Consider the following 24,697-nt stretch of genomic DNA (forward strand, 5'->3'; position numbering starts at 1 on the left):
ACAGGAGGAGACGGACGTGACTCTCAAAATTCGTGTCAACCGAAAGAGTGTCGAATCAATGACGCGACAAATCGCGAATCAACTCACTAACCTCATCGGCAACGGGGCGGTCGCGGTTGGAAATATGCTTCCCAGCGAACGCATGCTCGCCGACTCGCTTGGAGTCGCCCGGAACGTTGTGCGCGGCAGCTACGACTACTTGGAAAAGGCTGGACTGGTGAAGCGTGAAGGGCGCGCCGGCCGTCGGGTACGTTCCAAGACAAGTCGCGCTAAAGCCACCCCGAAACGCGCGAAGAAAGCAGCTAAGAAACGTTAATTAAGCCTTTGTGGGAATTGTTTCGTCACGAAGGGCCAGGATTTCTTTTCGAATGGCCGCGCGCTGAGCAATCAACCTCAGGAACCATCGACGGCGAAGCAGGAAAAGCATTAAGGCCTGAAAACCGCCGCTTAATCGATCGAGTTCCTCTGCGAAGCGAATAGCCACATAGCCGCAAACAGGAACCGTAACCAGCGCTCCCAATGCCGCAAACAAACCCAGATATATCCAGGTAACACCGGCCGTTACGATCCACGTCAGGGGAAAGAACAGCAGCGCTGCAACGATCTTGAAAGTGGAGACGACGTCCTGTTCGCCGCGTGAAAGGGTACGTGCCAGATAACCGGCCAGCCGATACGCCGGGTAGTGCAGCAACGCACCAACAATCGCGAATGGCGACAGCAACACAGATATTGCCAGCTGCGCAATCAGCCAGGTGATTGTCTGGGCCGCTGAGTCCGGCAACGACAGATCGAAAGGATCGATGCCGGCCTGCTGCAGCTCTGAGTGCAAACGATTGACGCGCATGTCGATTGCGGCGATCCGTTTTGGCGAGTGGGTTCGGAGAATGCCATAGCCTTCGAGCAGACGTTGCCGCAACTGAAGCGACCTTGCCAGGCTTTGCTCCTCGTCGTGCTCGCTCAACTCGTCGGCCGAAAAAATTTGTTCGACGCGATCGACCAACGCCAGCGCTTCGTCGTGTTCAGCGTGCAGAATCACGTCGCGCAAAGCCTCTTCGATTTGTTTGCGCAGCGCATGGACTGCTTCGCGTGGCGGCGCACCGTCGGGTTGCAACTCAACCGGTTCGACGTCAATTGGTTCGCCAAAGCGCAACAGCGCGGAGCTGCGAAACGTCGTTTTTTCCGTGTAATACAATCCCACCGGCACAATCTTCACATCCAGTCGAGCACCGCTAGAGGCTGCGCCGAGGGCGATCCGTGCGGCGCCCGTCTTCAATGGTTTCAATCGCGGCTCGTTGTGGGAAACCCCTTCAGGACAAATACCAATAGTTCCACCGCGCGAGAGGAGCTTCCACGCGGCCTCGAACGTCTCGCGATTTCGCGTCACGTCTTCACCAGCGTCTTGTTGCCGATACGCCGGCAGAGAATCGAGCGCCCGCACGAGAGAACCAATCACGGGCATCCGGAACAGAGGCGCCTTCGCGAGAAATGAGACCCGTCTTGGCGTCAGGCACAGAAGGAAAACCGGATCCACCAGCGCGTTAGGATGATTTAAGACAAAGATAACGGGCTTGTCAGCGGGGACGTTTTCAAGGCCGACGACTTCGACGCGCCGAAAGTAAATGCGCAAGGCAAGACTTAGGACAGCACAGAGAATTCGCCTGAACATGCGTCTCGGAAGCCGATGGTCTATGGCGAGGATGGACGAAGTCGATTGAGCAGACTTGCCTTAACCTCGGACCATTCTGTGTCGATGATGCTGAAAAAGACTGAGTCGCGGACGCGTCCGCTGGGCAGAATCAGGTGCTTGCGATGAATGCCTTCCTGTTTGGCGCCCAGACGCAGAATCGCCGCGCGCGATTGATCGTTAAGAACGTCGGTAATCAGTTCAACCCGGACACATTTCCACGTTTCAAATGCGTGCGTGAGCAGCAGCAGCTTGGCTTCCGTATTTACGGGTGTGCGTTGCGCGCTTTTGGCTAGCCAGGTATAGCCGATGGCCGCTTTTCGATCGTCGGAAGAAATCTCATAGAAGCGGGTCGTGCCCACGACCTGAGTCCCCGACTCTGCCTTGCGGGCGATGGCAAACGGCAGCTCGAAGCCGAGGGCGAACCCCTTCAGGGCGGCTTCAATATATGCCTTCATGCCGTCGGGTTTCGGAATTATCGTGACGTTGCTGTCCCAAAGTTCTCCGTCCGCAGCCGCGCGTGTGAGATCTTCGGCATGCGCCAGCGTCAACGGCTCGAGTCGCACATGCTTGCCTTCCAAAACTACTGGCTCAATCTTCAGCGTTGCGGTCACGTCGTGGTTATAACGGCTGCCGCATTTCGAGGCAAGCGGCAAACAAAAAGCGGCTCCCGGAATCCAGGAGCCGCTTCGCTGGAACTTCGACAGTCAGACTACTTCTGTTGGTCCAATAACTTCAGTGAGTTCAGGAAATCGAATGCCGACTCATCGCCGGTACGACTGAACACGCCCAGCGCGAATACCTCGTGCTGATCGCCTACGCGTCGCGAGATAATGCGCGCATAACCGGTCATGAACGCGTCCGCCGATATCGAATATTGTTTTCCTGAATAGGTGCCAATCTTAATATTTCGGCCGGAACTGTACTTGGCGGTGTAAGGCAGCCGTTCACTCTCAAAGTAGTGGTTGATGCCTTTCACCCATTCATCCATCACCGCGTCAGCCACCGTTTTGTCAGGAGCATGCACAAGGCTCGAACCTTTGAGCCACGTGAGCGTGTAGATCGCGCCGTCGTGCATCCCAACCACATAGTTAAGGTTCACAATTTTCAGTTCGTCGGTGAGCAGCGGAAACTCGAACGCGTAACTGTTCCAGGGCACACGGATCGAGAATCGCGGAGAATCGGAGCGGTAGGGTATCCAGGCTCCTGGCTCTGCCTTCGGGTCCAGAAGTCTGATCGTCGGGTTGCCGGCGATGTCGCCCGGCCGTACATCTCCGCGACCGAAGTGCCTATTGGAAAGCACTCGCGTCGTCGCGGCTTTCCGCGCCTCTTTTTCCTGATGGGCCGTAAAGTTTAACCGCTTGGACTTTCGCGCCACCTCTTCTTGTTTCGCGATTTCGTTCTTCTTCGCCTGGAGGAAGTCCCAGGGTGCAACCGCGGCCGCATCGCTCCACAGCCCGCGCTTCTCATCGCGGGCAGCTTTTTCACACGCCGCGTACAACTCGCGGTCAGCGCCGGTCAGGCCGTGAGCTTTGGGATCGTACCAGGCGACGCCGTCACGCAGCATCTGCGATCCGACGTCGATTCCATTGATCGAAATCTTCGCTTGAAAATAGCCATCCGAAAGATTCGTGTAATCGAGCTCCACCGCTTTATCCAGCACCAGCATCTTCAGGTGGTCACGCGCGGCGTCACTGAACGGCTGTCCGGCTTCGGGCGGCGCAATCCCCTTGAGGCGGATCTTCAAAGCTCGGCTCGTGTTGCTCACGATCATGGTGTTGCCAGATTGAACTTCAGTGACTTTCACGTGAAGTGTCGTCGCGACGGCGGCAGTCGCAACCAGGATGAACGCGCAGCTGGTGAGCAAAAGGCGAGTGATCTTCATTGAATCACCTCCAAGGAGAAAATCCGGGCGGGTGGGTTAGTTAGAGAGCGAACTCTGTAGCTAGTTGTAATTCGGCCTTCCGCAATTCATAGCGGGCGCGGCCAAGATTGCCTTCGGCCTTCATCGCGAGACAGACGAAATATTCACGATTGAAGAGGCGCATCAGGAATGTGACTTTGCCAAGGGCGACTACCATCTCGTGAAGCTCGCCGAGACCGAGATCGTTCCCCGATTTCATCGCGTTGCGCACCAGGGAAGTGAACTCAGCGGCCGCGACATCAAGGTTCGCGGCGTTACCTTCTTCCGTGAAAAACTTCTCGACCGACAAACCATCGGCGCCCATGATTAACGCGCCGAGGCTGCCATCGGTCTTTTCCACGATCGTTTGAAGGGCTTCTTTGAACATCGCGTTTGGCAGTTTAGTGAATCTACTTGAAAAAATTCCGGTGGTCTATGCTTGCGCTTCGACCACCGGCGAAATGGCAGCTTTAAACAGCTTCAAAGTTCATGGCTGTCTCGCTGGCTACTGGATAACCCACTACTTCTGTTCGCTTGGCCGAGCCGGGCTGTTCGAAAGCGCCGGTCCCGACGGCGGAATTCCCGAAGGGTTCGCCGCGGGAGGCTTTGGTTGCTGCAACTCGGTCGGCGTCGGGGTGTTCGTACCCGGATTGCCAAGCGGCACAGGCTGCGGCACGGTTGTCGTGCGCGGACCACGGTCTTGCGTCGGGGTGTTCGTCGTCGGACGACCAAAGTAGTCAGGCCGATAAATCTTCGGAGTGATGAAGAAGAGAATCTCGAGCGAGCTCTTGATCACGGCCTTGCGCTTGAAGAGGTTGCCGAGAATCGGAATAGAAGCCGCGCCCGGAGTGCGGTGTCGGCTGGTGCTGTCGATGTCGGCGAGCACGCCACCCATGACGGTGGTGCCGCCGTCGGGCACGAGCACTTCGGACTGCATGCGCTGGGTGTCGATACCCGGAACACCGCCCACCGCAATCGCCGGGTTGAGCGTGTTGTTTTCAATGGTGACGCGCAACACAACTGTGCCGGCATCGGTAATTTGCGGAGTGATTGACAGACGCAACGGCACCGATACGAAGGTGGTCGTCACGGTCGTGCCGCCGCCAGTCGCCTGTGTCGTCTGCACCGGAATTTGGGTGCCGCTTTCGATCTGCGCCGGACGGTTGTTCAGAGCAGTCACGCGCGGCGTTGCGACAGTTTTAGCCTCACCGCGGTTTTCGGCGGCGCTAATCAAAAGACCAATTTGGGCTGTCCCGAACATGCCGGTGGTCAAGCCAATCACCGTGTTCGGGCTGGCGCCACCAAGGTTTCCGTTCGGCTGGAAGGGACCGAGGAATCTCGATGTTGCATCGCGAATCGGATCCTGCACGCGGGGCGCGACGCCGTCCTGCTGGCCAGAGTTACCGCCGCCCAGGCTGGGCTGGGGCAGGGTGCTGAACGAGCCAACTGCGCCGCTGAGCGGATTGGCGACCGTCAACGACATTTGCGCGCCGAGGTCACGGCTGAAGTTGCGCTGCGCAATGACCACACGCGTTTCAATTTCAACCTGCGGTTCCGGCTGGTCGAGAATCGCGACGAGCTGGCGCACGGCTTCAATATTTTCTTTAACGTCCGTAATGATCAGAGTATTGCTGCGGCCGTCGACTTCGACTGCGCCACGACGGGAGAGACGGCGTTTGATGATCGGCAGTAAGCCTTGATCGCCGCTGCCGCCGGTCGAGTCGCCGCCCTGGCCGCCACTGAAACTCATACTCGTGGTGCCACCGGCGTAGGCCGCGGTCGAACCGGCTGCCTGGGCCAACGTGCCCGAGGCGCGCGCATAGTTCAAACGCACGAATTCTGTGACCAGAGGCGAATTGTCGAGCCGCGCGTCACTGATGATCTTCTGAACTTCGGCTTCCTTCGCGAGTATGTCGGAGGTCGCCACGCGCAGGATGTTGCCATTAACTTCGACACCAAGGCGGTTCGCTCGCAGCAAAGCATCGAGCGCGAAGTTCCACGGCACGTCTTGCACGTTCACCGTCACGGGCACGGCGCCGACTGAGCTGTCGATGACAAAGTTGATGCCATACTGCTCAGTGATGTAGTTCAGGATGTCGCGAATGTCCGCGTTGACGACGTTCAGATTGATCGGCTCGCCCAGGAAGCCCGGAGAACCGTAGCGCTTTCCTTCTTCGGACTGCCTCGTCTGATTCTGCGCCGCAGGAGAATCTGCGGGCGGCGTCGGCTGCGGCTCGGGACTGAAATTAGTCCGCGCGACCGCAGCGGTTTCGCTTTTGATAGCGATCGATTTGCCGGCCACGACGAACGTGTTACCCGACATTCCAACGATGCACGCGATGGCGCATGCTTTCGCGACTTTAAGTTTCAGAGACTGCTTAGGCATTATTCCCTCCTCAGGGATTCGACTTCGCTTGCCGCTACACATTGGTTCGAAATGCCTGTACGAACATCCGAACGCGCCGCACTAAAGCGGTAGCTCAGTCATTTAGTTGTCAATATCGAACCATTGGCCAGGACGGCTTAATCATTCGACGGATTACGACAGTCGGGGTGACTGCCGGAACTCTGTTACTGCTTTTCCGGCGCGGCGGACTTGGGTGCCTCGGTCTTGGGGGCCTCGGCTGCCGGTGCGTTGGCGGGAGCTGCTTTAGCGGTCATGTCTTCGACCGGACTCGGCTTGCGCAGCTGTTTTACTTCGGTGCTCTTTTCACGACGACCATCGAGCCAAACGACTTCTCGTCGAAAGGTGAGGCTGCCTTCTTCAATCGCGACCAGCTGGCCGTCAAAGAAGGCCTCGCCGGGATAGATTACGTAGGAGAGTTTGATGGGAGTGGCTTCGATCATCGCCGCCCAACCGCGCGGCGTGCGAAAGATTCCGGTAACTTGCATCTCGCTGATAAGCAGCGCCGTCGTCGGCTTTGGCGGCGGCACATGCGCGGTCGCGGCAGCCAATTTCTGCGCGCGATAACGCTCGATGCGAACTTGAATCGGCGGCGCCTCGAGTTTCGTCGCGGCCTTAACCAGCTTCACCGGGGGCTCGTATCGCTTAAAGGGATCGCGGCCGCCCTTCCTTGCCTGTTTCACAGGCGCTTCAGGTTTAGCAGCTTCCTGTGCGCTGACCAGCACGGCCGAAGCAGTGATTGTCGTGGCCGCGATGACGAGGGCTACACTCAGTCTGATTATGCGTTCGTAGTTCATTTCTGTTGTTCCTAATCAGTTGAACTGTGGTTATTTTCCGGGGGCCGGCGGCGCGGGCTGCGTGCCTTTCGGCGGTGGCGGCGGCGCCTGCTTTTGAAGTTTCTCGCTCGAGACATAGTAGGCAGTCAGATCAAAGCGGGCTTCAACTGTCTTGTTAGCCATCTGCTTGTCTACCTGCTTAATTTCGAAATTGGTGATCGAGACGATGCGTTGATACTTCGCCATCTGATCAAAGAACTGGCGCAAGCCAGAGAACGAGCTCTGCACGGCCACGTCGATCTTCTTGCCGCTGTAGAAATCCTGCTGCACATCTTCTTTCGGCGTGAACTTGCGAACTTGCAGGCTCGAGGATTTCGCGCGGTCCTGAATGCCCTGCAGCACGTTCGTTAGCTCGCGCTGTTCCGGCAATAACGCCCGCAACTCATCCAGCTCCTGCTGCTTGTTCTTGTACTGAGTGCGGAACTCGCTCAAGCGCTGCGAAGCAATCTGCGCTTCGACGTTCTGCTTCTTCAGCACTTCAATTTTTCCGGTCAGTTCTTTCGTTTCCTGGCGCTTGCCGCGGGTCATGAAGTACCAGAATCCGGCGTAGAGACCGATCGCAAGCGCGACGAAAATGCCGAGTCTGGCGTACCAGGGAATGTTGTTTATGCTTCCGATTTTCATGTTTGGTTCCTCGGCAGTGCGTTACTTCTTGGCGACTTGGCCGTTGGCGTTGGGCGCAGGGGTAGAACTCTGCTCTTTCTTATTGTTGCTGCCGTAGGTGGCCTTAATCGTGAAAGCCACGACTTCGGGCGCCGGCAACGTGGCATCGGCCGCTGCCGCCGATGTGGTGGAAGAACTGCTACCTTCATTCTTCACGGTCAGGGCCTCCCGGACTGTTTCAATGTTCAGGTTGCTGAACAGGCCGGACGAGAATTCCATGCTTTGACCAAAGCGCGTCACCGCGGCTTCGTTCGGAGACAAACCCTTGATGACGATCTCGTTCTCTTTTTGTTCGACGCTCTTTAGATAGAGCCCGGGAACGCCGTCAAAGCGGAGTTTGATTTCTTCGAGCACGGTGCTGGGACCTTGCTGCGAGGCGCGCAGTGTCTGAATCGCCTGCACGCGAAGATTGATGTCGGCGATTTTCTTTTCGAGTTCGCCTTGCTCTTTCTTCACCGCGTTCATCTGGTTGTTGATGCGAGTCTGACGATCGAGCTCCTGCACCGCGTCCTGATGCTTGCGGTTCGTGCTCACATAGTCATAGCCGACACCTAGTATCAGCAACGCCATCACGGTTAATGCCACCAGAAACGTCTGTGTGCGCGCGTTCGATACCTTGTCTTCGACAAAGGCTACGCCCACGGAACGATCTGTAATCGAATCTAAAAGGTTAACTTTGATCACCGCGCGTCAACTCCTCTCAGCGCCAGGCCGACTGCAATGGCCATTTCCGGAACAATCTCGCGCATGTAGTCGGGATCGAAACCGCGAGCATCAACTTTAATTTTGCGGAACGGGTCGAACATCTCGACGGAGACTTCAAACCGTCGCGCGAGAAACTCCGCCAGGCCGGTCAGCTTCGAACCGCCGCCCGAAACAAGAATCTTCTGAACCGCCGACTCGCCGTCTTCGACCGTCGCGCGATAAAAGTCCATTGTCTTCTGAATTTCGAGGGCCAGAATGTCCGAGACCGTGTCCATGATTGGGCCAACGTCGCGGACTTCAGAGCCTTCAGGTAAAGGCATACCCCGCTTCACGCTTTCAGCTTGATCGAACGTGAGGCCCAATTCTTTCTGGAGCAGGGAAGTGTACTGATTACCCCCGAACGTCGCGTCACGGGTAAATACCGAGCGAGCGCCACTCAGAATGTTGATATTGGTCGTCGAAGCGCCAATGTTCAGCAACGCTACTACCTGTCCCGGCTGCGGGTCGTAATTTAGTTCGTAGCAATTCTGAAGCGCGAACGCATCGACATCGATAACCGTCGGCTGCTTGCCGGCGAGTTGAATCGTTTGCTTCAAGTTCGCCACCTTGTCGCGTTTGCACGCGGCCATCAGCACGTGAATCGCATCGCCTGATCGATCCATGACGTGATAGTCAAGATTGACGTCCGAAATATCGAAGGGAATATGTTCTTCGGCATGCCACGCGAACGATTCCTGAAGTTCGCCATCGCTCATCTGCGGCAGCACAATATTCTTCACGATGACTGAGTGACCGTTGACGCCCGCCGCAACCTGCGTGGTCTTGATCTTGTGCTCGTTGAAGATGCTGCTGATGGCGTTCGAGACGGCGTTCAACTCCATGATTTGTCCGTCGACGACTGAGTCGGACTCCAGCGCCTCGAAACCCAGGCTCAACAGTTGGAGGTCGTTTCCTCTACCTTGCAGCTCAACGGCTTTCACCGAGCTTGAGCCGATGTCAACGCCCACCATGCTTTTCTTTCCACGTTTGAACATCATGCGTGACTCCTTACGAGTTTGACTGTCAAAAGGCGTTGACGCCGCAAGCGGAGGCGTGCGCGACGGGCGCGCGACAAGCGTGCGCGCACTAATCGGATTCGGCAGGAATAGCTTGCTTTCTTCATTGGTTGTTTCGGCAAATACTTTGTTTTTTTGAGGCTTCGCTGTGCGAAGGCGGGGCGCTCGGTTTGGCGGGTGTTCCCGCGAGAGTTGGCGGAGGTGAAAGATCAGAGCAACACAGTCGAAAGACTCGGCGCTCAACCGCCATAGGGAGACTACAATACGGGTCGAAACATTGTCAACAGCATTTTGCCATGTTTAACCATTCATAATATAACGGGGCTCCGGGCAGGGTGAATGGGGGCGCGTCGGTTGTCGGCGCGGGGTGGAGAGGTTACGATGCGCGCTTGCTAAAACGATACCGAAAAGCGCTGATATTGCTGTTGGTTTTAGTAGCGTTGGGCTTGGCTTGGCTCGTTTGGAACCGCACGCCAAGAGCCGACATGAGCGCTTATGTTCCCGCCGAATCGCTCGCTTTCATCGAGGTCAACGATCTCGTTGGCGTGGCGAACGGGATCGCGGGAACCGAGGCTTGGCGAGTATTAGCGCCGCCTTTAGGAGCGCCGTCACAACTAATTCCTTACGGTTGGTCGATCAAAGTCGCGCGCTGGACGGGAATTGGATCGGCAGAGGCGGTGCTGCTTGCCAGGTCGCAGTTCGGGCTTTTTTTCACTCAGGCACAGGCGACTGAAAGTGCCAACACGCTCACAATTAAACCGCTCGCGGCCTTAGTCATTGAAACGCACACATCCCCGGGCCGGATGAAGGCGGTGGTGGAGAAACACGTTGGTCAGTTTGCGCAACGTTCGTTTGGAGAAACCAGCGTCACGCGCAAACAGATTGACGGCGTTGAGCTGATAGAGTGGAAGTCGCCGGACAACACTCGGCAACTTATCCTCGCGGTTGTCGATACCGTTGCAATTGTGGGCAACGACGAGTCGGTCGTGTTGCGGTGCATTGAGGTTCGCCGCGGCAGTCGGCCATCACTGGCGACCAACCAGCAGCTTCAAACAATGAAAGAGCAACTGCGTAGCTCGGACGCGCAGTTGTTTGGCTTCGTGCCGAAGGCAGGGATCAAGGCGGTGCTCCAAGCGTGGGCGTTCGCCCGTGCCGGAAATGCGGCGGATGCCGCGGCGATCGCGCCGCTAGTCTCGAATGCTTTCGGTAACCTGGTGGAAGGGTTCGCGTGGCGGTCACACCTCGATCAATCCGGCGCTGAAGATCAATGCCGAGTCGTGCTTGCACAAGGTGTCAGTCAGCGACTCTCTCCAGATCTGACACCGGAACCGCCCGGTGACAAGCTGAACTTTTCCTTTATTCCCGCCGAGGCGACTTCCGTGACGTCATATCAGCTACGCAACCCAGCCAGTTTCTGGCGGGAATTGAATGCGGTCGTATCGTCGCGTTCGGATGTCCTGACGGCGGTCGCTTCACGACCGCTACTGAAAGCGCTGCTTGAGCCGTATGGCATCAGCGAGCCGGATAGTTTCTTCCCCGCGATCGGCCCGCGTCTCCAGCTAGTTCGGCTCGATGCCGGCATGCCTGCCGTGTTAATTGCGCAAACCTTCGACAAGCTGGCGCTGCGCAAGCTCGCGGAACAGCGTTTAGGGCGTCAGCTGAAAACCGATAACTTCGATGACGTAGAGTTATTGGTCGGTTCCGACGGCTGGAGTTTCGCATTTGCCGGCGAGTACTTTCTGACGGGTCCCGCAGATGCCGTGCGACGTTGTCTCGAGGCAAAAGGGCGCGGGCAATCGATTCTGACCATGGGCTCTTTTACGCGCGCGCGTTCGAGAATTGATGTGTCACTCCCTGTCGTTTCGCTTACCTTCAGTCCGGACGGACCGCTCTCCATTTCATTCGTCGAACTGTTCTCATCCCGGGAGCGTTCGGCATTTTCGACAAACGCAGCTGTCATTCAGCAAGGCGCCGCATCGTTGCCATACTCCGTCAGCGTAACCATGATGAAAGGTGATGCGATTGAGTGGTCGTCGCGATCGTCGTTCGGATTGTTAGGGTCGCTTTTTACAGCGTTCGCGCCGGAGAGTCTTCGTTGAAGCCTACAGAACTTTTGGTGGCTACGGGGAACGCCGGCAAGCTGCGAGAGATTCGTGCGTTACTTGCCGACTTACCGATAACGCTGCTTAGCCTCACGGATTTTCCAAACATTGAAGAAGTCGCTGAAACCGGATCCACTTTCGCTGAAAATGCCGCGCTCAAAGCTTTCGGCTACGCTCGACAAGCTGGAATGCTTTCGCTCGCGGACGATTCAGGCTTAGTGGTTGATGCGCTTGGTGGCGCGCCTGGAGTTCACTCCGCGCGCTATCTTGGTGACCAGGCTTCTTACGCAGAGCGTATGAACGCTTTGTTGACTGCGCTGAAAACCGCAAACGGCGATGCCCGAACCGCACGATTTGTTTGCGCGCTTGCGATTGCGTCGGACAAACTGGAGATGCTCTATACAACTGAAGGAACGTGCGAGGGGCGCATCGCTGAAGCGCCGCGCGGATCCGGGGGCTTCGGCTACGATCCGGTTTTCGTCCCTGAGAGTTTCGCGCAAACATTTGGCGAGTTGCCGGCCGTCATCAAGAACGGAATCAGCCATCGCGGCCGCGCGTTAGCGAAAGCCCATCATTTCCTCGCTTCCTTGACCGCTACTTCTGCCGCTGGCTAGAATGACGGGTCCGTTACACAATTCTGGACAAGCGTTTGCCGAGTAAGACGGGGCGTAGCACAGCCTGGTAGTGCGCTCGGTTTGGGACCGAGAGGTCGGAGGTTCGAATCCTCTCGCCCCGACCAACACATTAGAGAACCCTCGTACGGTTTCGGGCCCGCTGCACCGGCCCCTCTTTTCCACAACTTGCCCTGCAAAAAAGGCCGGAAATTTCCGCTTTTTTGCAGACTTTATCGACGGTCTGTGGTATATCTTGCAGGCAGTTTTTCAATTTTGCTGAAGTTTTGGAGGTGGGAAACCACAAATGGCGACCACGGCAACTGGCAAGAAACGCATGACCCAGTCCGATGTGATCAATCACTTTGCTGAGCGGTTTGGTATGAAGCGGGCTCAGGTGAAGGAATTGTTCGAAGAAATCTCAAATCTTGCAACGAGTGAAGTTAAGTCGAACGGCGAGTTCGTTCTCCCCGGGTTCGGAAAGCTCGTTCGCTCAGAGCGAAAAGCCCGTGAAGGCCGCAACCCGGCCACCGGCGAGACGATTCAGATTCCCGCAAAAACCACGCTGAAATTCCGCGTTGGCAAGGCGATGAAGGATTCAGTCCTTCCGAAGAAATAAGCGCGTTTCGCCGATTTTCAGTTCCACGGCGAGCAATAGTTGCACCGGCGTAAGTGTCCCGAGCGGGCGCTTCGCCGGTGTTTTCTTTAGCGCGGCCTCAGAATCCCCCGTTTTTGCTTAATTCGGCCTTCCTCGGTCCGTGACAAAGAATTTACAATTCCCGCGTAGAAAGATCTTTTCGTAGACGACCACCCATGCTATAGTTTCGGGTTTCAAAGTCACAGTTTTAGGCGTTCTGTGGCCCCTCTTTTTGGGTTCGACTGGGTTCTTACTGTGCAAACTAAGCGAAACCGCAAGGACTTTGCATCCTGCGAAGTTTCGACGGCATCTATAGTTATACAAATCAACACGCTGATATTTGGCTGTTTAGAAAGAGAGAATATTCAATCGTGAATCTTGACAAGGGCCTGCCGCTGGCTGAGCGGCTTCAGAGACTCGATCACATTCAGGCACGGCGCTTTTCAAAGCTTGCCGGCACGGTGTTGGAGATTGCAACTGAGGGTATCCTGCGACATCTCGCCGCCTGCGATCGGATGGATGTGAATCCGGATATTTCTGCGGTGCGAGAGATTATCGACGACGCGCTCAACGGACGACGTGTGTACGCTGAGGCGGCGGAGATTACGCGCGCAGCTTAACCGAAATCCCGCAAATCAATTCGAACCGAGGCTGCCCCAGGTGGGCGGCCTCTTGTTTTGTTCAGTCAGTTTTCGCGAATAACGGTGCGTGCTAACATCTCGACGCAACCTGGGCTCCCGTAGCTCAGCGGATAGAGCATCTGCCTTCTAAGCAGAGGGCCGCAGGTTCGAGTCCTGCCGGGAGCACCATTTGTAAAGATATCGACGCTCGCTTGTCGAAACCACTCGAGTGTTGTAAACAAGAGTTGATTCAATTTTAAGCCCGATTATTTGTGGCGGCTATAGTTCAGTTGGTTAGAACGCCTGATTGTGGATCAGGAGGTCGTGGGTTCAAGTCCCACTAGCCGCCCCACCACGAAAATCCCACAGGAGATTAAATGTCAGAACCTCAAAGAACAGCTACTCATTCGCAAACATTTGTCGCAGACGCCGAGACTTTCGAATTCGAAACCGTCGAACAGGAAAATGGACAGGCCACCGTGATTCGATTCAATCTGGATGATCCTCGCTACCACGCGGGTGACGTAGTTCTGGTGTTATCCGGCACCGACATTCATTTCCACGGAATGATTGGGAAGATTGGGGACGGGACGGCGATCGCTACGGATCGTCGCGGCTCTCTACTGCCTGCCACAACTCAGTAACCCTCAACGCGCATAGCCGGCGGGATGACGAACCTCTACGTCACGGTCGAGTGGCTTCACTTCCAGGCGATGAAATCCTTTATTCGGATGCGTTGACAGATACGTCAACGCAATCTGGCGGTCGAGCGTTGAAGAAATCTCTCTCAAGAATGGTTGAAAGCTGACGGGGGCTGCTGTGCCCTGAAAAAAAGCCCGACCGCCTGTCTCATCAGAGAGTTTTTGTAAGGAGCTCTGTCCATTGCCGACGAGGAGCCGGTTACCCGACACCGCGGGCGGAGCAAAGATTGAGTAAATAGCGACGCTGCGGCGTTGGGCTTCGCGGATCGCGCGGGCCAGATCGATGCTCTGGGAGGGAGAAGAGCTGTCGAGCCCACGCGAAACATCCAGGCCGTCGGAGACTACCAGTATTGCCCGGCGCCCGAGCGGCTGTGAATCAAACCGGCGCAGGGCCTCGATAATCTCAACGTAGGGATTGAAAGGGCTGGCACTCGCACTGCTAAGAGGCGGTCGCACACTTGCCGCCGCCCGATCCAGATCGGTGGTGAACCTGCGTCGCACTTGCAAGCTGCCGCTGCGAATGTAGCCAACCATGACGCGTGATCCGGCGGGTAGGTCGCGGATAAAATTAGCGACGCCCCGCGCTTCGTTGGCAATCGACGACACCAAATCGTCCTGTAATAACACCGCTATCGTCACCGGATTGTCGGCCGGCCGGCGGATGGAAAGCAGGCTCTGCACCTCGCCGTCTTCGCGGACCATCAGATCTACGACACGGATTTCGGTTTCCGGCTTATTAACTTTAATGGTTACCGGAATCGTGACCGGACGTGGAGCGCCACGGGACCGGCGCGAACCGCCCTGCCCGACGGACAGCTGCGCTGCCAGCAGCAGAACCAGCAGCAGTGGGGCGAACACTTTTGGAAACCGGGGCATGCGTTTGAATCGTATGTTAACGGGCAGGAATCATATTACAAGGGTCTGATTCAACCAAAACGCGGTTCGTTGGCCTGAAATGTCAGGCAGGGTATGATTTTACAACTACTGGCCGATGGAACTTATAGAACAAACAGGGAAACTAACCCAAGCCGACCGCCGCGCCCAGCGTAGGTGGAATGCGGCACCGTGGCTGGCGCTGATGTCGATTACGCTGGTGCCGCCCGTCGTACTCTCAGTCATTGCGCTGCTGTTTGGCGGCGCACCACTATGGTTGCTGGCCATCGCCTCGCTACCCGTCTCGTTTCTTATCGCCGTAGTGGTCGCGGTCACGCTGCTCTTCTTTCGTCGCAATTGGGCCAACACCGTTCGCGAAAGATTAGCGTCGAACGGCATCACGGCGGATGAGGTTGACTGGTTCCGTTCTGAGCTGACGAAGAACGAAAAGCGCGCGTTGAAATCGATGGAGGAGCAACAGCCACTTCTGGCCGACGCGTATCGCGAGACGATTGCGTTGCGACTTAACGCCACCCGTCTGGCGTCAAATGCGCGTCGTGAGTTGTTACTGGTTGAGCGGCGCCTTAGTCGCGCACGCTATCTCAATTCGCCTGACACGAAAGTGCTGATGGAAGAGTTGAATCGCGATCGCGCCCGGCTGGAACAACTAAAGCAGGAAGGTTCGGCACGACGCGCGGAAGCCGAAGCGCGTTTGCAGATGATTGAAGCGGCGGCGAGTCGCGGTGCCAGTTGGGACGAAACGAATTTCATGCTTCAGCGTTTGGACGAGGGCCGCAAAAATATCCCGCTTGGTCTCGAGAATGAACGCGCGAGACAGCAGCTTCGTGAAGACACGCAGCGCGAGCTCCGAAAAGAACTAGCCCCATAAAAAAAGAGGCGAGACCGATCGCTCGATCTCGCCTTCTTAAAACAATCAGTAGTTAGTTACCGAGGTGGTGTGTTTGGTGCTCCAGCTCGCAGCGTAATCTCGGTTCCAGGGTGAAGCTCGAGATCGTTTCGGCCTTCGACGTAAACGGAACCGGCTCCGCCGCCGGCGCCGATGATGGCGCCGATCGCCGCGCCCTTACCACCACCGGCAATGGCGCCGATGATGGCACCAACCGCCGTGCCGATCGCCGTACGGGTGGTGGTTCGCGACGTCTGGTTGTCATCGCGGACTGTTCCTTCAGTGTCGACGCGCACGATATCGCCGTCAGTTTCACGCACTTCTTCAACAATCCCTCCGAACTGATAGTTGCGACCGTCGCGCAGTCGAATGTTGTCAAAGTCCAACGTCAGGACCGACCTTCCCGTCAGCCTTCCGCTGCGTTCAACCTGTGACACATGACCCTCAATGATCGCACCTTCGAACTCTCGCGGACCGGTGACGCGCATGGTGAACCGATCACCGACGCGACTTGCCCGAGTTGAAAGAGTGTTTTCCAAAGTTCCGACGATACGCGTGCCGTCAGGTACGACGAAACCGCCGCCCGCCGTTGACCCCGGAGTATTCCGCGGATCGTGTATGTCAAACCGCGCGACATCCGATGTCTTATCGTACGAACTCTGGACCACGACAGCCGAGGTCAGACCCTGCACGTAAACCCGTCGCGTCACATTCAATCGACGGCCGTTATCAACCGAGTCGAACGTAACACTGAAGTCATTGCCGCGGTCGCCCGTGGTGCTAACCATCAACTGAACACCCGTCACGGTGGCGCGCGAGCGAATGGTCCGACCCGTTGAGCCGGTTTCGACCCGCTCACGGCCGTCAGCCACGAACGAAATCTGCGGCGCACGAGTCGAAGCGATCGTCACGTTGCGTCCGCGTACATCAAGCGCCAGTTCGTCCGGCGCTTCAAGTCGCTGCGTCACTGCGTCGAGCACGCGGCGGCGTTCGCTCGGAGCTAAATTCCGAGTCGCTCTCTCTGCCGCGTCACGCGCATTGTCGCTACGCGAGACATCGACGCGATACGTGCCCGTCAGACCGGTGCGGAACTGACCCTGGGTGTTGTCGTATGGCGGATAGGTGTTGTTGGGCGGATACGTCGTGCCCACCTGCGGCCACCGCACGTTGAATGCGGTCGCGAGCTGGTTTAGATCAGTTCGCAGCAGCGTCCACTGGTTCCGCGTTTGGGCATTAATCGTGTGGCGGCCCAGAAAAACATCTATCCGCGCAGCCCGGTTCAGCACGTCCTGAACGTCGGAGTCCGTGGCCTGCCGCGCGTCGAAGCGGTCGCGCAAACGGCGCACGCTCTCATCAAAGTCACTGACGAAAAGGTTGATGTCTTCACCGGCCGCCGGTGAGTATGTCGCGTTCGGGTTCCGCCTGGCCCAATTTTGCAAGCTAGTGCTGAAATTGGCGGATCGATTTTCAATGCGAACAATCAGTCGCCGCACCGTCTGGAAAGTCCCTCTGTAAGTTTTTGTTTGTGCCTGCGCTGCGAAAGGTATCAGCAGCAGGCAGGTCACCGATAAAGCGGTTGCAATCAAGCGTCGTCTCATCTTACTTCCTCCTCATTAATCGCGATTGAATCGGGGAGGGCCCAAGGCCAGTGGGTAGTCATTCAAATGCTGTACCACTTGGCAGAAGGCGTGAAGAAAATTAGAAAGCGGTTGGAGGCCTATGATGCGATTCGGGAAAAGAGCAGCGGCGTTGTCGAAAGCTTTATTGCAAAGCTAGTGCAGATGACGTTTGTCTTGCGACATTGAGTACGATCATCGTTCATCAGGCGTTTTAAAAACAGCCGTGTTATTCTTTCGTTGAGATTGCTTTCAGGTCCTTATTAATGGCTGAGACGCAAAATAAAGCGACCATTCAGTTCGCCGGCGACGACGTTTTCGTCGGTGTCAGCGCGTCCGGCCATGCCCAGGTTGTCGAGACAAATTCGCAACGGAGCATTGCCGCCACGCCAATGGAGTTACTGTTGCTCGCGTTGGGAAGCTGCACCGGCGTCGACGTGATCTCAATTCTCAAAAAGAAGAGACAGCGCGTCACGGATTACCGCATCGAAGTAAGCGGCGAGCGTCGCGAAGACCATCCGCGCGCTTATACGAGGATGTTTGTTAAGCACATCGTGCACGGTCGCGGCGTGACGCCCCAGGCGGTCGCGCAGGCGATCGAGCTCTCTGACGGGAAGTACTGTAGCGTTGCGGCGACGCTGCGCGGGTCCGCTGAAATAGTGACGACTTACGAAATAATCGAAGATGAATCACCGGAATAGTTTTTTCGCTTTTGTTGTTATCGCGACCCTCGCGGCCATCGCGCCGGCTCAGTCCACGAATGATGCGGCGTTGAGTGCAATCCGTTCGAGCGATCGGGCTGAACGCGCCTCGAAGAGCAAGGTCGCGTTGCCGCCCGCGGAACACTTGCGGCGGGCCGGCATTTATCTGGCGAACCGTCTGTTTTCTGATGCGCGCGCACACTGGGAAGCGTTGGTCGAGAATTATCCGAACGATCCGGGTGTGCCGTCAGCGCTGTTGGGCATGGGCCGTTCGTACTACGTCGAGCGCCGTTACGATGACGCGCGCAAGGTTTACGAGCGGCTTGCGCGGACTTATCCCGACACGAAAGAGGGCAGGGAAGGCCTGAACTTTTCAGCGTCGTCGTTGCTGCGCATGGGCCGCGGCGCGCAAGCCGCTGAACGTTACGCTGAGTACATCGAAAAATATCCGAACGGCGAACGCATCGACACGGCGCATCTGAACGCGATCGACGGATATCGCGAATCGGGCCGTTTGCAGGACGCAATCACCTGGGTAGAACGGACGCGACAAAGATTTGCAGGCACTGCCATCGAACGCAACGCCACATTCGCGCGACTGCGAGTGGACATTGGCGCCAAAGATTGGCCGAACGCGGTCGCGACTGCTGATGACCTGTTGCGGTCGAGGTTGGCTGGATCCAACACCACCGTTGACGAGGTGCTGTATCTGAAGGCGCACGCTCTGGAAAGCGCCGGTCGCCGGGACGATGCCATCCGCACCTATATGCTGATTCCCGACGGCCCGAACTCGTACTACGGCGGATTAGCAACGGCGCGGTTGCGGACTTCAGGCGATGCCACGGCGAACCAGATCGCACAGGAGCGCGCGGCAAAAGTGAACGCTTCGATTGCCAGGATGGCGAATGACTTTCCGGCCCCTTACCGTTTCCAACTTGTGAAAGAAGCCAGCAAGCGCGGTCTCGATCCGCGTCTAATGCTCGCAATCATGAAGCAGGAGAGTCAGTTCAAACCCGGCGCGCGTTCGCCGGCGGCGGCTCGCGGCCTGCTGCAACTGACGATTGACGCTGCGAACAGGTATGGCAAGCGAGCCGGCTATTCAAACGTGACTGAGGACATGCTTTATCGTCCTGATTTTTCGATCGCAGTTGGTGCGGAGTACCTGAGCGAGCTTTCACGCATGTTCGCGGGGCTGCCGGAAGCGATGGCGGCGGCTTATAACGGTGGTGAAGACAACGTGGCTCGCTGGTTGGCACGGTCAAACCGAAACGACGACGGTGTGTTCGCTTCGGAAGTCGGCTTCACGGAATCTAAGAACTACGTCTTTAAAGTAATGAGCAACTATCGCGCGTACAAACAGCTGTACGACGCGAAGCTGAATCCGCGCTCGACTGCAAAGGGCTAAGAGCTAAGGGTTAAGAGCTAAGCGGTAAGGGCAAAGCGTCGCGCGTAGTATGTTTGGCGCTTTGCCCTTCGCCTCTTTGCCCTTAAGGCTGCGGACAGTACTTCGGTTCAAACCCTTCTGCCCGTTCGCGACGATCCAAAACATTCGGTCTGGCATAATCCCGCGGAAGAATTCCCAAACGCACCAGCGCCTCACGATATTCATACCGAATCGTGACTTCGGCCACCGGCCGCTGATCGAGATCCATTTTGATCCAAGTTACTCCGTTCGGAACGTTGCGGCCGATTCCCGTCGCCGCGGACTCGTCGTCAGGCGGTGGATACGGTGTCGTGCTGCGCGGCTTGGCGGCATCCCGATTAGCGCCGGCTGATGGCGCCGACTCAGCCGGCGAGCTTTCAGTGCGGTTCGCATCTCCCCTTTTGTAGGTCGGCCGTTCTTCGCGACCACCCGGTGTCACCGGCATGATCGTCACCGGTCGGCGCTCGCGGAAGAACACAGCCGATATCACGCCGAGGTTCTGTGTCTGACCAATCTTTGCGCCGTACGAATCACGCTCAGTCGTGAAATAGAACCGGCGCGCGTTATCCGCGCTCATCTGCCATCCACGAACGTGAATCGTTCCGTACGGCTCAATCACCCACTTCCGCGCTTCCCACGCACTCGAGTGCCGCGCGTCAATTGTGTTCATGCCGTCAACTGCCAGAGCCACCGCAACCCGAGTTCCGGTCGGGTTGTGTATGCGCAGTTCGTATTCGGCCCTCTCCAGCGCCTCAATGTAACGGCGACCGCGCGCCGCGTACTCAGTGGTCCGGCGGCCGTCGATTAAGACTTCAACCGAGAAACCATTCACTTCCGCGAGCGGTTCGACAACTGCTTCTGTCCGAGCGGTCGTAATGTAACCAGCAAAAACGCTGGGCGAACCGTATTCGATCGCGGCCGCAGCTAAAAGAAACAGACAGCTCAAACCCACTGCCAAGCCAACCAAAACTCTCTTTTGCATGTTTTTCTTCTCCTTAGCGCCGAGGAATTGGAGTTACCCATTGGTCAGAACGGGCCTAACTTCACCCACTTGCGCGGAAATTGCGCTGTCACAAGCAGAATGTTTGGAAATCGTGTTGGAAAATCGGCGGCAGCAGGCTAGAATGGCGCGGTTCTCATACCAGCCAGCCGCGCGCAGTTTGACTGCGCGCCAGCAAGAGGGTTCATTAATGGCGGAATATGTTCTGACAGCGACCAAAACCGAAGCGCGCGCCGGATCGTTTTACGATCGCATCGCGCGATTGTACGACTTCACCTTCAAAATTAATGGTTACGGCCGCTCGCTCGATCAATATTTCGACGAACACCCGCTGCCGGTATTTCCAGGCGCGCGCGTTCTGGACGCAGGCTGCGGCACCGGGACGCTGACGCTGGCGATGCTCCGGAACCTCCAGGTCCCGGTAAAGCTGACGGCGCTCGACCTTTCGGCTTCTTCGATGGCCACGGCAAAGAAGTACGTGAGCAAGCAAAAGCATCGCGAACAAAAGGTCGAGTTCATGCAAGGCAACATTCTCTCGCTGCCTTTTCCGGACGAATCGTTTGACTTGATTGTGACGAGTGGCGTGCTGGAATATGTGCCGCTCGATGAAGGCTTTGGCGAACTCGCGCGCGTGATCACACCGGGCGGTTATTTTTTGAACCTGCCGATGCGCCCGTCGGTCGCGACCCGCTTCCTCGAACTATTGTTCAGATTCAAAGCACACCCGCCCGCAGAACTTTCTGAGACGACAAATCGACACTTCAAAGTCGTCAGCCACTATCGCTTTCCAAGATTTCAGATTATTGGGTGGAGTAAGACTGCGGTTCTCGGAAAGAAGATCTAAACCGTGGCACAGACTTTAGTCTGTGTAGTTCGGGGTGCGGATTGAAATCACAGACTGAAGTCTGTGCCACTCACTTCACCGGCACGAGCCGCATGATGCGGTCATCATCACTTGCCGGCTTTCCCCGCCCATCACGATTAGAAGTCGAGAAGTAAATGAATCCGTCTGGTCCTTCGGCGATATCGCGAATGCGGCCATACTTTCCTTCGAGCAGATTCTCTTCGCTAACCACACGCCGGCCGTCGAGCACGACGCGAATCATCCTCGTGCCCCGCAAGCAGCCAAAGAAAAAATTCCCTTTGAATTGTGGCAGCTGTGAGCCGCGATAAAACATGCCGCTGGCGGGCGCACATGCCGGCGTGTACTCGAGCAGAGGTGCTTCCATCCCGGCGCGCGTCTGTCGATGGTGAATCGCCGGCCAGCCGTAGTTCTTGCCCCGCTCGATAATATTTACTTCATCACCGCCGCCGGGACCGTCAAAGCCACTCGGGCCGTGTTCCGTCTCAAACAAAAGATTCGTGCCGGGTTGAAAATCAATGCCCTGCGCGTTGCGACTTCCGTAGGCGAAGATTTCGGGCCGCGCATCGCTGCGACCAACAAAAGGATTGTCGGATGGAATCGTGCCGTCGTCATTCAAACGCAGAATCTTTCCCGCGACTGAATTCAGCTGCTGCGCCAGATTGCGATCGGTGGCATCCCCCGTCGTGATGTACAGCTTTCCATCAGGCCCGAAGCGCAAACGGCAGCCGGCATGAGCCGGCGCCGCGGGAATGTTCTCGATGATGACCTTCCGCTCGGAAAACCCACTGGGGGTTTCGCGATAACGGACAACTCTTACTTGTAGTCCGTCTCCGCTGTAGGCGTACGAGAGATAGATCCATCGGTTCGAAGCAAATTGTGGATGCAGCGCGACGCTCATCAAACCGGCTTCGCTTCTGGACTCCACGTCAGAAACCGTGAACAAAGGCTGCGCTTGGAGCTGACCATTTTGAAAGACGCGGACGCGCCCCGGTCGTTCGGTGAAGATCATGCGGCCGTCCGGCGCCCAGACGATCGACCAGGGCACTTCCAAATTGCCGACCACGGTTTCAACCTTGAAGCTGGTTTGTGACTGTGGCGAGTTCTCAATTTCGCCGGCGCCACGGCCGGGAGGCGCACTGCTACACGACGCGGCGAGGAAGGAGAAGGCGATTGATAGTAACGCTGAAAAAATCACTTTCAATTTTCCATCTGTCATTTTTCATTTGCGCTTGGGGGCTACGCTCACTGCTCACTGCTCACTGCTCACATACTGATGTATTCGTGCAGCAGCTTGATTTCGTCACCTTGCTCACTCAGTTCAACGCGCAGCAAGTCACGCATCGAAAGCATCCCGACCCACTTCTCGCCATCCACGACGGGAAGGTGCCGGCTGCCAATTTGCTCCATGATGTCGAGCGCCTGGTGCGGCGTCTCATCGCAACGAATCACGGCGCGCAGCGGACTTGTAACATCCCCGAGCCTCAGCGTGGTCGGGTCGTGCTTTAACACAACCACGCGGTTCAGCAAATCGCGCTCAGAGAAGACTCCGATTAAACGGCCTTCGTCATCCATCACGCAGACCGCACCGATTTTGCGCCCGGCCATGAACTCAGCCGCCTCCATGACTGTCGCCGAAGCGTTCATGGAATAAGGCTCACGGTCGCGAATGACATCTTTGATCAGCATCGCCGCGCCCTCCTGTTGGGAAACTAGTTGTCAGGCTTGAGCGGCATTATAAGAGATGTGCGCCGCGCTGTCTCTAGCAAAGTTAGAACAAATTAGTGCGGATTCGTCGCTCGCTGCGTGAAGTAGTTCACAAGCGATTAATAAAACAGAGAGCCCTGCGCCGTTGGCCGGCGGAAGGTGTTGGTGTTCGCGTGCGTTTCGCTGCCGACGCGATGCTCGTTAAAGCCGAGCTTTCGGCAATAAACCTCGAAAAGTTTTTCCTGCGCATTCCAGTATTGGCCCTTACCGCGCATGCGATCGTGGAAGACGCTCGAGTTGATTTTGCCGCCGCGCGCGTCGCGGATGCGATTCAGGACCCGATCAGCTTTGGTCGGAAGCTTTTCGCGCAGACGTTGTTCAAAGTAGGGACCCACACTGCCCGGCAGGCGCAGCATGTTGATGAAGGCTTTCGTCGCGCCACAGTCTTTCGCGCGCTGGAGCAGTCCCGGAATGTCTGTGGACAATCCGGGAATCGTAGGCGCGATCCCAATCCCCACCTGGATGCCGGCAGCGGCGAGAATCTTCATCGCTTCGAAACGAGCATTCGGTGAAGGCGCAAACGGCTCGACGGCGCGGGCGGTGTCGTAGTCCGCAAACGGAATTGAAAAGTACACTCCCACGTTCGCGTCTCGCGCCAGGGTTTGGAGCACATCAACATCGCGTCGAATCAGAGCGGACTTTGTAACGATGCCGACCGGATTGCGAAACTCAGCGCAAACTTCCAGACACTGGCGCGTCAATTTGTAATTGGCTTCGAGCGGAATGTACGGATCCGATGTGAACGAGAAAACGATCTGTTCCCCTTTCCATGAAGGCTTCATCAGTTCTTTTCGCAGAAGAACCGGCGCGTTTACCTTTACAACTATCTTCCTTTCGAAATCGGTGCCGGCGCCGAAATCGAGATATTCATGCGTGGGCCGGCTGAAACAGTACGTGCAGCCGTGAATGCAACCCCGGTAACAGTTGATTGAGTGATCAAACGCCACGTCGGGACTGTCGTTGTGGCTGATGATCGAACGGGTTTCAGTTTCTTCGTAGACTTCGATCTTCGCGGGCGGCGGCTCGCCAATCCATTCGACCGAGTGACTAAGCCAGGGATTCGGTGGGTTTGCTATGAAACGCATGTCTGCAATCGTGTCCTATCGGTGAAACGCAGCATAAACGTTCGAACTGAAACTTTCAAGGGTCGGGGACCGTTGACAAAGGTGCGCGAACTGGATAGAAGGTCACAAATCTCGCGGGGTTATCGCGAGACGGCAGCCGGGAGAGGGACTCGAACATGCGAGACGACGAAATTGTTGGCCTAATTGCGGTGTTGGTGATTTCGATGGTTGTCCTGACTGTTTACGTCGGGCTGATCGTCCTGGGAGTGAACATGGCGAGGCGCAAGAATCGTTCGCCGCATTGGTTCTGGTTCGCCGTTCATCCGGTAGGGTTGTTGATTACATTGATCGTGATGGCTTGCCTTCCGCCGTTGCGACGCTGTCCGAATCCGACTTGTCAGCAATCGTCTCACGCGCACGCGCGTCTCTGCGGTTTTTGCGGATTCGATTTTGCGAGTCAAGGATACTTCGCGCCTCAGCAACCTCCGGCATACTTGCCGCCCCGATATTAATTCTTTCGATCACAAAAAAGTCCGACAAGCTTCTCAGCCTGTCGGACTCGG

The 24,697-nt window shown here is 56.7% G+C and carries 26 protein-coding genes and 3 tRNA genes; 14 read left to right on the plus strand and 15 right to left on the minus strand.

Translation table 11 applies throughout. From position 1 onward, the window contains the following. The first annotated feature begins 16 nt into the window (after positions 1–16). Positions 17–316 (plus strand): winged helix-turn-helix domain-containing protein, encoded by a 300-nt coding sequence (locus VFX97_14645; protein ID HEX5704438.1) that lies wholly within the window; start codon positions 17–19, stop codon positions 314–316. Here VFX97_14645 and VFX97_14650 read toward each other — a convergent pair whose 3' ends face one another. The 9 genes from VFX97_14650 to pilM form a co-directional block, all read right to left on the minus strand. After that, a complete protein-coding gene (locus VFX97_14650) occupies positions 317–1,666 on the minus strand; it encodes a lysophospholipid acyltransferase family protein (GenBank protein ID HEX5704439.1) in 1,350 nt (449 codons plus the stop codon). A 20-nt stretch (positions 1,667–1,686) separates the two neighbouring features. Then, positions 1,687–2,340, minus strand: coding sequence for a GNAT family protein (locus VFX97_14655; GenBank protein HEX5704440.1), 654 nt, complete (start codon positions 2,338–2,340; stop codon positions 1,687–1,689). A 56-nt stretch (positions 2,341–2,396) separates the two neighbouring features. Next, positions 2,397–3,569 (minus strand): thermonuclease family protein, encoded by a 1,173-nt coding sequence (locus VFX97_14660; protein ID HEX5704441.1) that lies wholly within the window; start codon positions 3,567–3,569, stop codon positions 2,397–2,399. Between the two features lie 40 nt (positions 3,570–3,609). Beyond that, positions 3,610–3,975 carry a hypothetical protein gene (locus VFX97_14665; protein HEX5704442.1) on the minus strand — a complete coding sequence of 122 codons (366 nt, stop codon included), beginning with the start codon at positions 3,973–3,975 and terminating at the stop codon, positions 3,610–3,612. Between the two features lie 132 nt (positions 3,976–4,107). Further along, entirely contained in the window at positions 4,108–5,973 is a 1,866-nt protein-coding gene (gene pilQ, locus VFX97_14670) for a type IV pilus secretin PilQ (protein ID HEX5704443.1), read from the minus strand. Between the two features lie 185 nt (positions 5,974–6,158). Then, the gene (locus VFX97_14675; GenBank protein HEX5704444.1) at positions 6,159–6,788 is read right to left on the minus strand and encodes a hypothetical protein; all 630 of its coding nucleotides are present in this window, start codon (positions 6,786–6,788) and stop codon (positions 6,159–6,161) included. Positions 6,789–6,818: 30 nt separating this feature from the next. Then, positions 6,819–7,451 carry a type 4a pilus biogenesis protein PilO gene (gene pilO / locus VFX97_14680; GenBank protein HEX5704445.1) on the minus strand — a complete coding sequence of 211 codons (633 nt, stop codon included), beginning with the start codon at positions 7,449–7,451 and terminating at the stop codon, positions 6,819–6,821. A gap of 21 nt (positions 7,452–7,472) precedes the next feature. Beyond that, a complete protein-coding gene (locus tag VFX97_14685) occupies positions 7,473–8,174 on the minus strand; it encodes a PilN domain-containing protein (GenBank protein ID HEX5704446.1) in 702 nt (233 codons plus the stop codon). Then, positions 8,171–9,232: a type IV pilus assembly protein PilM gene (pilM, locus tag VFX97_14690; protein HEX5704447.1), complete on the minus strand. Its 1,062-nt coding sequence runs from the start codon at positions 9,230–9,232 to the stop codon at positions 8,171–8,173. The genes VFX97_14685 and pilM overlap by 4 nt, the downstream gene beginning before the upstream one ends. A gap of 503 nt (positions 9,233–9,735) precedes the next feature. Between pilM and VFX97_14695 the strand changes: the two genes are divergently transcribed. The 8 genes from VFX97_14695 to VFX97_14730 all read left to right on the plus strand — a co-directional run bounded on the left by VFX97_14695 (position 9,736) and on the right by VFX97_14730 (position 13,864). Beyond that, on the plus strand, positions 9,736–11,349 hold the full coding sequence (locus VFX97_14695; protein ID HEX5704448.1) for a hypothetical protein: 1,614 nt from the start codon (positions 9,736–9,738) through the stop codon (positions 11,347–11,349). Continuing rightward, positions 11,346–11,966, plus strand: coding sequence for an RdgB/HAM1 family non-canonical purine NTP pyrophosphatase (gene rdgB / locus VFX97_14700; protein HEX5704449.1), 621 nt, complete (start codon positions 11,346–11,348; stop codon positions 11,964–11,966). Before VFX97_14695 ends, rdgB begins: the two co-directional genes overlap by 4 nt. A gap of 48 nt (positions 11,967–12,014) precedes the next feature. Further along, positions 12,015–12,091 (plus strand) — tRNA-Pro (locus VFX97_14705). A 179-nt stretch (positions 12,092–12,270) separates the two neighbouring features. Then, on the plus strand, positions 12,271–12,582 hold the full coding sequence (locus VFX97_14710; GenBank protein HEX5704450.1) for an HU family DNA-binding protein: 312 nt from the start codon (positions 12,271–12,273) through the stop codon (positions 12,580–12,582). 389 nt (positions 12,583–12,971) lie between these two features. Continuing rightward, positions 12,972–13,220 (plus strand): hypothetical protein, encoded by a 249-nt coding sequence (locus VFX97_14715; GenBank protein HEX5704451.1) that lies wholly within the window; start codon positions 12,972–12,974, stop codon positions 13,218–13,220. 113 nt (positions 13,221–13,333) lie between these two features. Further along, positions 13,334–13,409 (plus strand) — tRNA-Arg (locus VFX97_14720). 86 nt (positions 13,410–13,495) lie between these two features. Next, positions 13,496–13,572, plus strand: a tRNA-His gene (locus VFX97_14725). 25 nt (positions 13,573–13,597) lie between these two features. After that, the gene (locus VFX97_14730) at positions 13,598–13,864 is read left to right on the plus strand and encodes a hypothetical protein (protein ID HEX5704452.1); all 267 of its coding nucleotides are present in this window, start codon (positions 13,598–13,600) and stop codon (positions 13,862–13,864) included. 3 nt (positions 13,865–13,867) lie between these two features. On the opposite strand, the gene VFX97_14735 is transcribed toward VFX97_14730, so the two are convergent. Then, positions 13,868–14,797 (minus strand): hypothetical protein, encoded by a 930-nt coding sequence (locus VFX97_14735; GenBank protein ID HEX5704453.1) that lies wholly within the window; start codon positions 14,795–14,797, stop codon positions 13,868–13,870. Positions 14,798–14,912: 115 nt separating this feature from the next. On the opposite strand from VFX97_14735, the gene VFX97_14740 reads away from it, so the two are divergent. Continuing rightward, the gene (locus VFX97_14740) at positions 14,913–15,683 is read left to right on the plus strand and encodes a hypothetical protein (protein ID HEX5704454.1); all 771 of its coding nucleotides are present in this window, start codon (positions 14,913–14,915) and stop codon (positions 15,681–15,683) included. 56 nt (positions 15,684–15,739) lie between these two features. On the opposite strand, the gene VFX97_14745 is transcribed toward VFX97_14740, so the two are convergent. Next, positions 15,740–17,299, minus strand: coding sequence for a YMGG-like glycine zipper-containing protein (locus tag VFX97_14745; protein ID HEX5704455.1), 1,560 nt, complete (start codon positions 17,297–17,299; stop codon positions 15,740–15,742). A gap of 284 nt (positions 17,300–17,583) precedes the next feature. On the opposite strand from VFX97_14745, the gene VFX97_14750 reads away from it, so the two are divergent. Together VFX97_14750 and VFX97_14755 are read left to right on the plus strand one after the other, a co-directional pair. Continuing rightward, positions 17,584–18,018, plus strand: coding sequence for an OsmC family protein (locus VFX97_14750; GenBank protein ID HEX5704456.1), 435 nt, complete (start codon positions 17,584–17,586; stop codon positions 18,016–18,018). Beyond that, a complete protein-coding gene (locus VFX97_14755; GenBank protein ID HEX5704457.1) occupies positions 18,002–19,423 on the plus strand; it encodes a transglycosylase SLT domain-containing protein in 1,422 nt (473 codons plus the stop codon). The genes VFX97_14750 and VFX97_14755 overlap by 17 nt, the downstream gene beginning before the upstream one ends. An 82-nt stretch (positions 19,424–19,505) precedes the next feature. Here the strand turns inward: VFX97_14755 and VFX97_14760 are convergent, their stop codons facing one another. Beyond that, on the minus strand, positions 19,506–20,423 hold the full coding sequence (locus tag VFX97_14760) for a hypothetical protein (protein HEX5704458.1): 918 nt from the start codon (positions 20,421–20,423) through the stop codon (positions 19,506–19,508). A gap of 208 nt (positions 20,424–20,631) precedes the next feature. Here VFX97_14760 and VFX97_14765 point away from each other — a divergent pair, with 208 nt between their 5' ends. Beyond that, positions 20,632–21,285 carry a class I SAM-dependent methyltransferase gene (locus VFX97_14765; protein HEX5704459.1) on the plus strand — a complete coding sequence of 218 codons (654 nt, stop codon included), beginning with the start codon at positions 20,632–20,634 and terminating at the stop codon, positions 21,283–21,285. Positions 21,286–21,355: 70 nt separating this feature from the next. Here VFX97_14765 and VFX97_14770 read toward each other — a convergent pair whose 3' ends face one another. From VFX97_14770 to VFX97_14780, 3 genes are all read right to left on the minus strand, one after another. After that, on the minus strand, positions 21,356–22,522 hold the full coding sequence (locus tag VFX97_14770; protein ID HEX5704460.1) for a PQQ-dependent sugar dehydrogenase: 1,167 nt from the start codon (positions 22,520–22,522) through the stop codon (positions 21,356–21,358). A 47-nt stretch (positions 22,523–22,569) separates the two neighbouring features. Next, entirely contained in the window at positions 22,570–22,992 is a 423-nt protein-coding gene (locus tag VFX97_14775) for a CBS domain-containing protein (GenBank protein ID HEX5704461.1), read from the minus strand. 137 nt (positions 22,993–23,129) lie between these two features. Further along, complete coding sequence (locus tag VFX97_14780) at positions 23,130–24,155, minus strand: radical SAM protein (GenBank protein ID HEX5704462.1); 1,026 nt, start codon at positions 24,153–24,155, stop codon at positions 23,130–23,132. A gap of 155 nt (positions 24,156–24,310) precedes the next feature. Here VFX97_14780 and VFX97_14785 point away from each other — a divergent pair, with 155 nt between their 5' ends. Further along, entirely contained in the window at positions 24,311–24,646 is a 336-nt protein-coding gene (locus VFX97_14785; protein ID HEX5704463.1) for a hypothetical protein, read from the plus strand. Positions 24,647–24,697 lie beyond the last annotated feature (51 nt).

The sequence above is a fragment of the Pyrinomonadaceae bacterium genome (assembly GCA_036277115.1).
Taxonomy (GTDB): Bacteria; Acidobacteriota; Blastocatellia; order Pyrinomonadales; family Pyrinomonadaceae; genus UBA11740.

Bases quoted from the DNA above. Each gene is read 5' to 3' on its own strand.
- VFX97_14785 (HEX5704463.1), top strand. From the start codon at position 24,311: ATGCGAGACGACGAAATTGTTGGCCTAATTGCGGTGTTGGTGATTTCG.
- VFX97_14770 (HEX5704460.1), bottom strand. From the start codon at position 22,522: ATGACAGATGGAAAATTGAAAGTGATTTTTTCAGCGTTACTATCAATC.
- VFX97_14660 (HEX5704441.1), bottom strand. From the start codon at position 3,569: ATGAAGATCACTCGCCTTTTGCTCACCAGCTGCGCGTTCATCCTGGTT.
- VFX97_14665 (HEX5704442.1), bottom strand. From the start codon at position 3,975: ATGTTCAAAGAAGCCCTTCAAACGATCGTGGAAAAGACCGATGGCAGC.
- VFX97_14780 (HEX5704462.1), bottom strand. From the start codon at position 24,155: ATGCGTTTCATAGCAAACCCACCGAATCCCTGGCTTAGTCACTCGGTC.
- VFX97_14775 (HEX5704461.1), bottom strand. From the start codon at position 22,992: ATGCTGATCAAAGATGTCATTCGCGACCGTGAGCCTTATTCCATGAAC.
- VFX97_14750 (HEX5704456.1), top strand. From the start codon at position 17,584: ATGGCTGAGACGCAAAATAAAGCGACCATTCAGTTCGCCGGCGACGAC.
- VFX97_14765 (HEX5704459.1), top strand. From the start codon at position 20,632: ATGGCGGAATATGTTCTGACAGCGACCAAAACCGAAGCGCGCGCCGGA.
- VFX97_14650 (HEX5704439.1), bottom strand. From the start codon at position 1,666: ATGTTCAGGCGAATTCTCTGTGCTGTCCTAAGTCTTGCCTTGCGCATT.
- VFX97_14675 (HEX5704444.1), bottom strand. From the start codon at position 6,788: ATGAACTACGAACGCATAATCAGACTGAGTGTAGCCCTCGTCATCGCG.
- pilM (HEX5704447.1), bottom strand. From the start codon at position 9,232: ATGATGTTCAAACGTGGAAAGAAAAGCATGGTGGGCGTTGACATCGGC.
- VFX97_14710 (HEX5704450.1), top strand. From the start codon at position 12,271: ATGGCGACCACGGCAACTGGCAAGAAACGCATGACCCAGTCCGATGTG.
- VFX97_14730 (HEX5704452.1), top strand. From the start codon at position 13,598: ATGTCAGAACCTCAAAGAACAGCTACTCATTCGCAAACATTTGTCGCA.
- VFX97_14695 (HEX5704448.1), top strand. From the start codon at position 9,736: ATGAGCGCTTATGTTCCCGCCGAATCGCTCGCTTTCATCGAGGTCAAC.
- VFX97_14745 (HEX5704455.1), bottom strand. From the start codon at position 17,299: ATGAGACGACGCTTGATTGCAACCGCTTTATCGGTGACCTGCCTGCTG.
- VFX97_14760 (HEX5704458.1), bottom strand. From the start codon at position 20,423: ATGCAAAAGAGAGTTTTGGTTGGCTTGGCAGTGGGTTTGAGCTGTCTG.
- VFX97_14735 (HEX5704453.1), bottom strand. From the start codon at position 14,797: ATGCCCCGGTTTCCAAAAGTGTTCGCCCCACTGCTGCTGGTTCTGCTG.
- VFX97_14755 (HEX5704457.1), top strand. From the start codon at position 18,002: ATGAATCACCGGAATAGTTTTTTCGCTTTTGTTGTTATCGCGACCCTC.
- pilO (HEX5704445.1), bottom strand. From the start codon at position 7,451: ATGAAAATCGGAAGCATAAACAACATTCCCTGGTACGCCAGACTCGGC.
- VFX97_14740 (HEX5704454.1), top strand. From the start codon at position 14,913: ATGGAACTTATAGAACAAACAGGGAAACTAACCCAAGCCGACCGCCGC.
- pilQ (HEX5704443.1), bottom strand. From the start codon at position 5,973: ATGCCTAAGCAGTCTCTGAAACTTAAAGTCGCGAAAGCATGCGCCATC.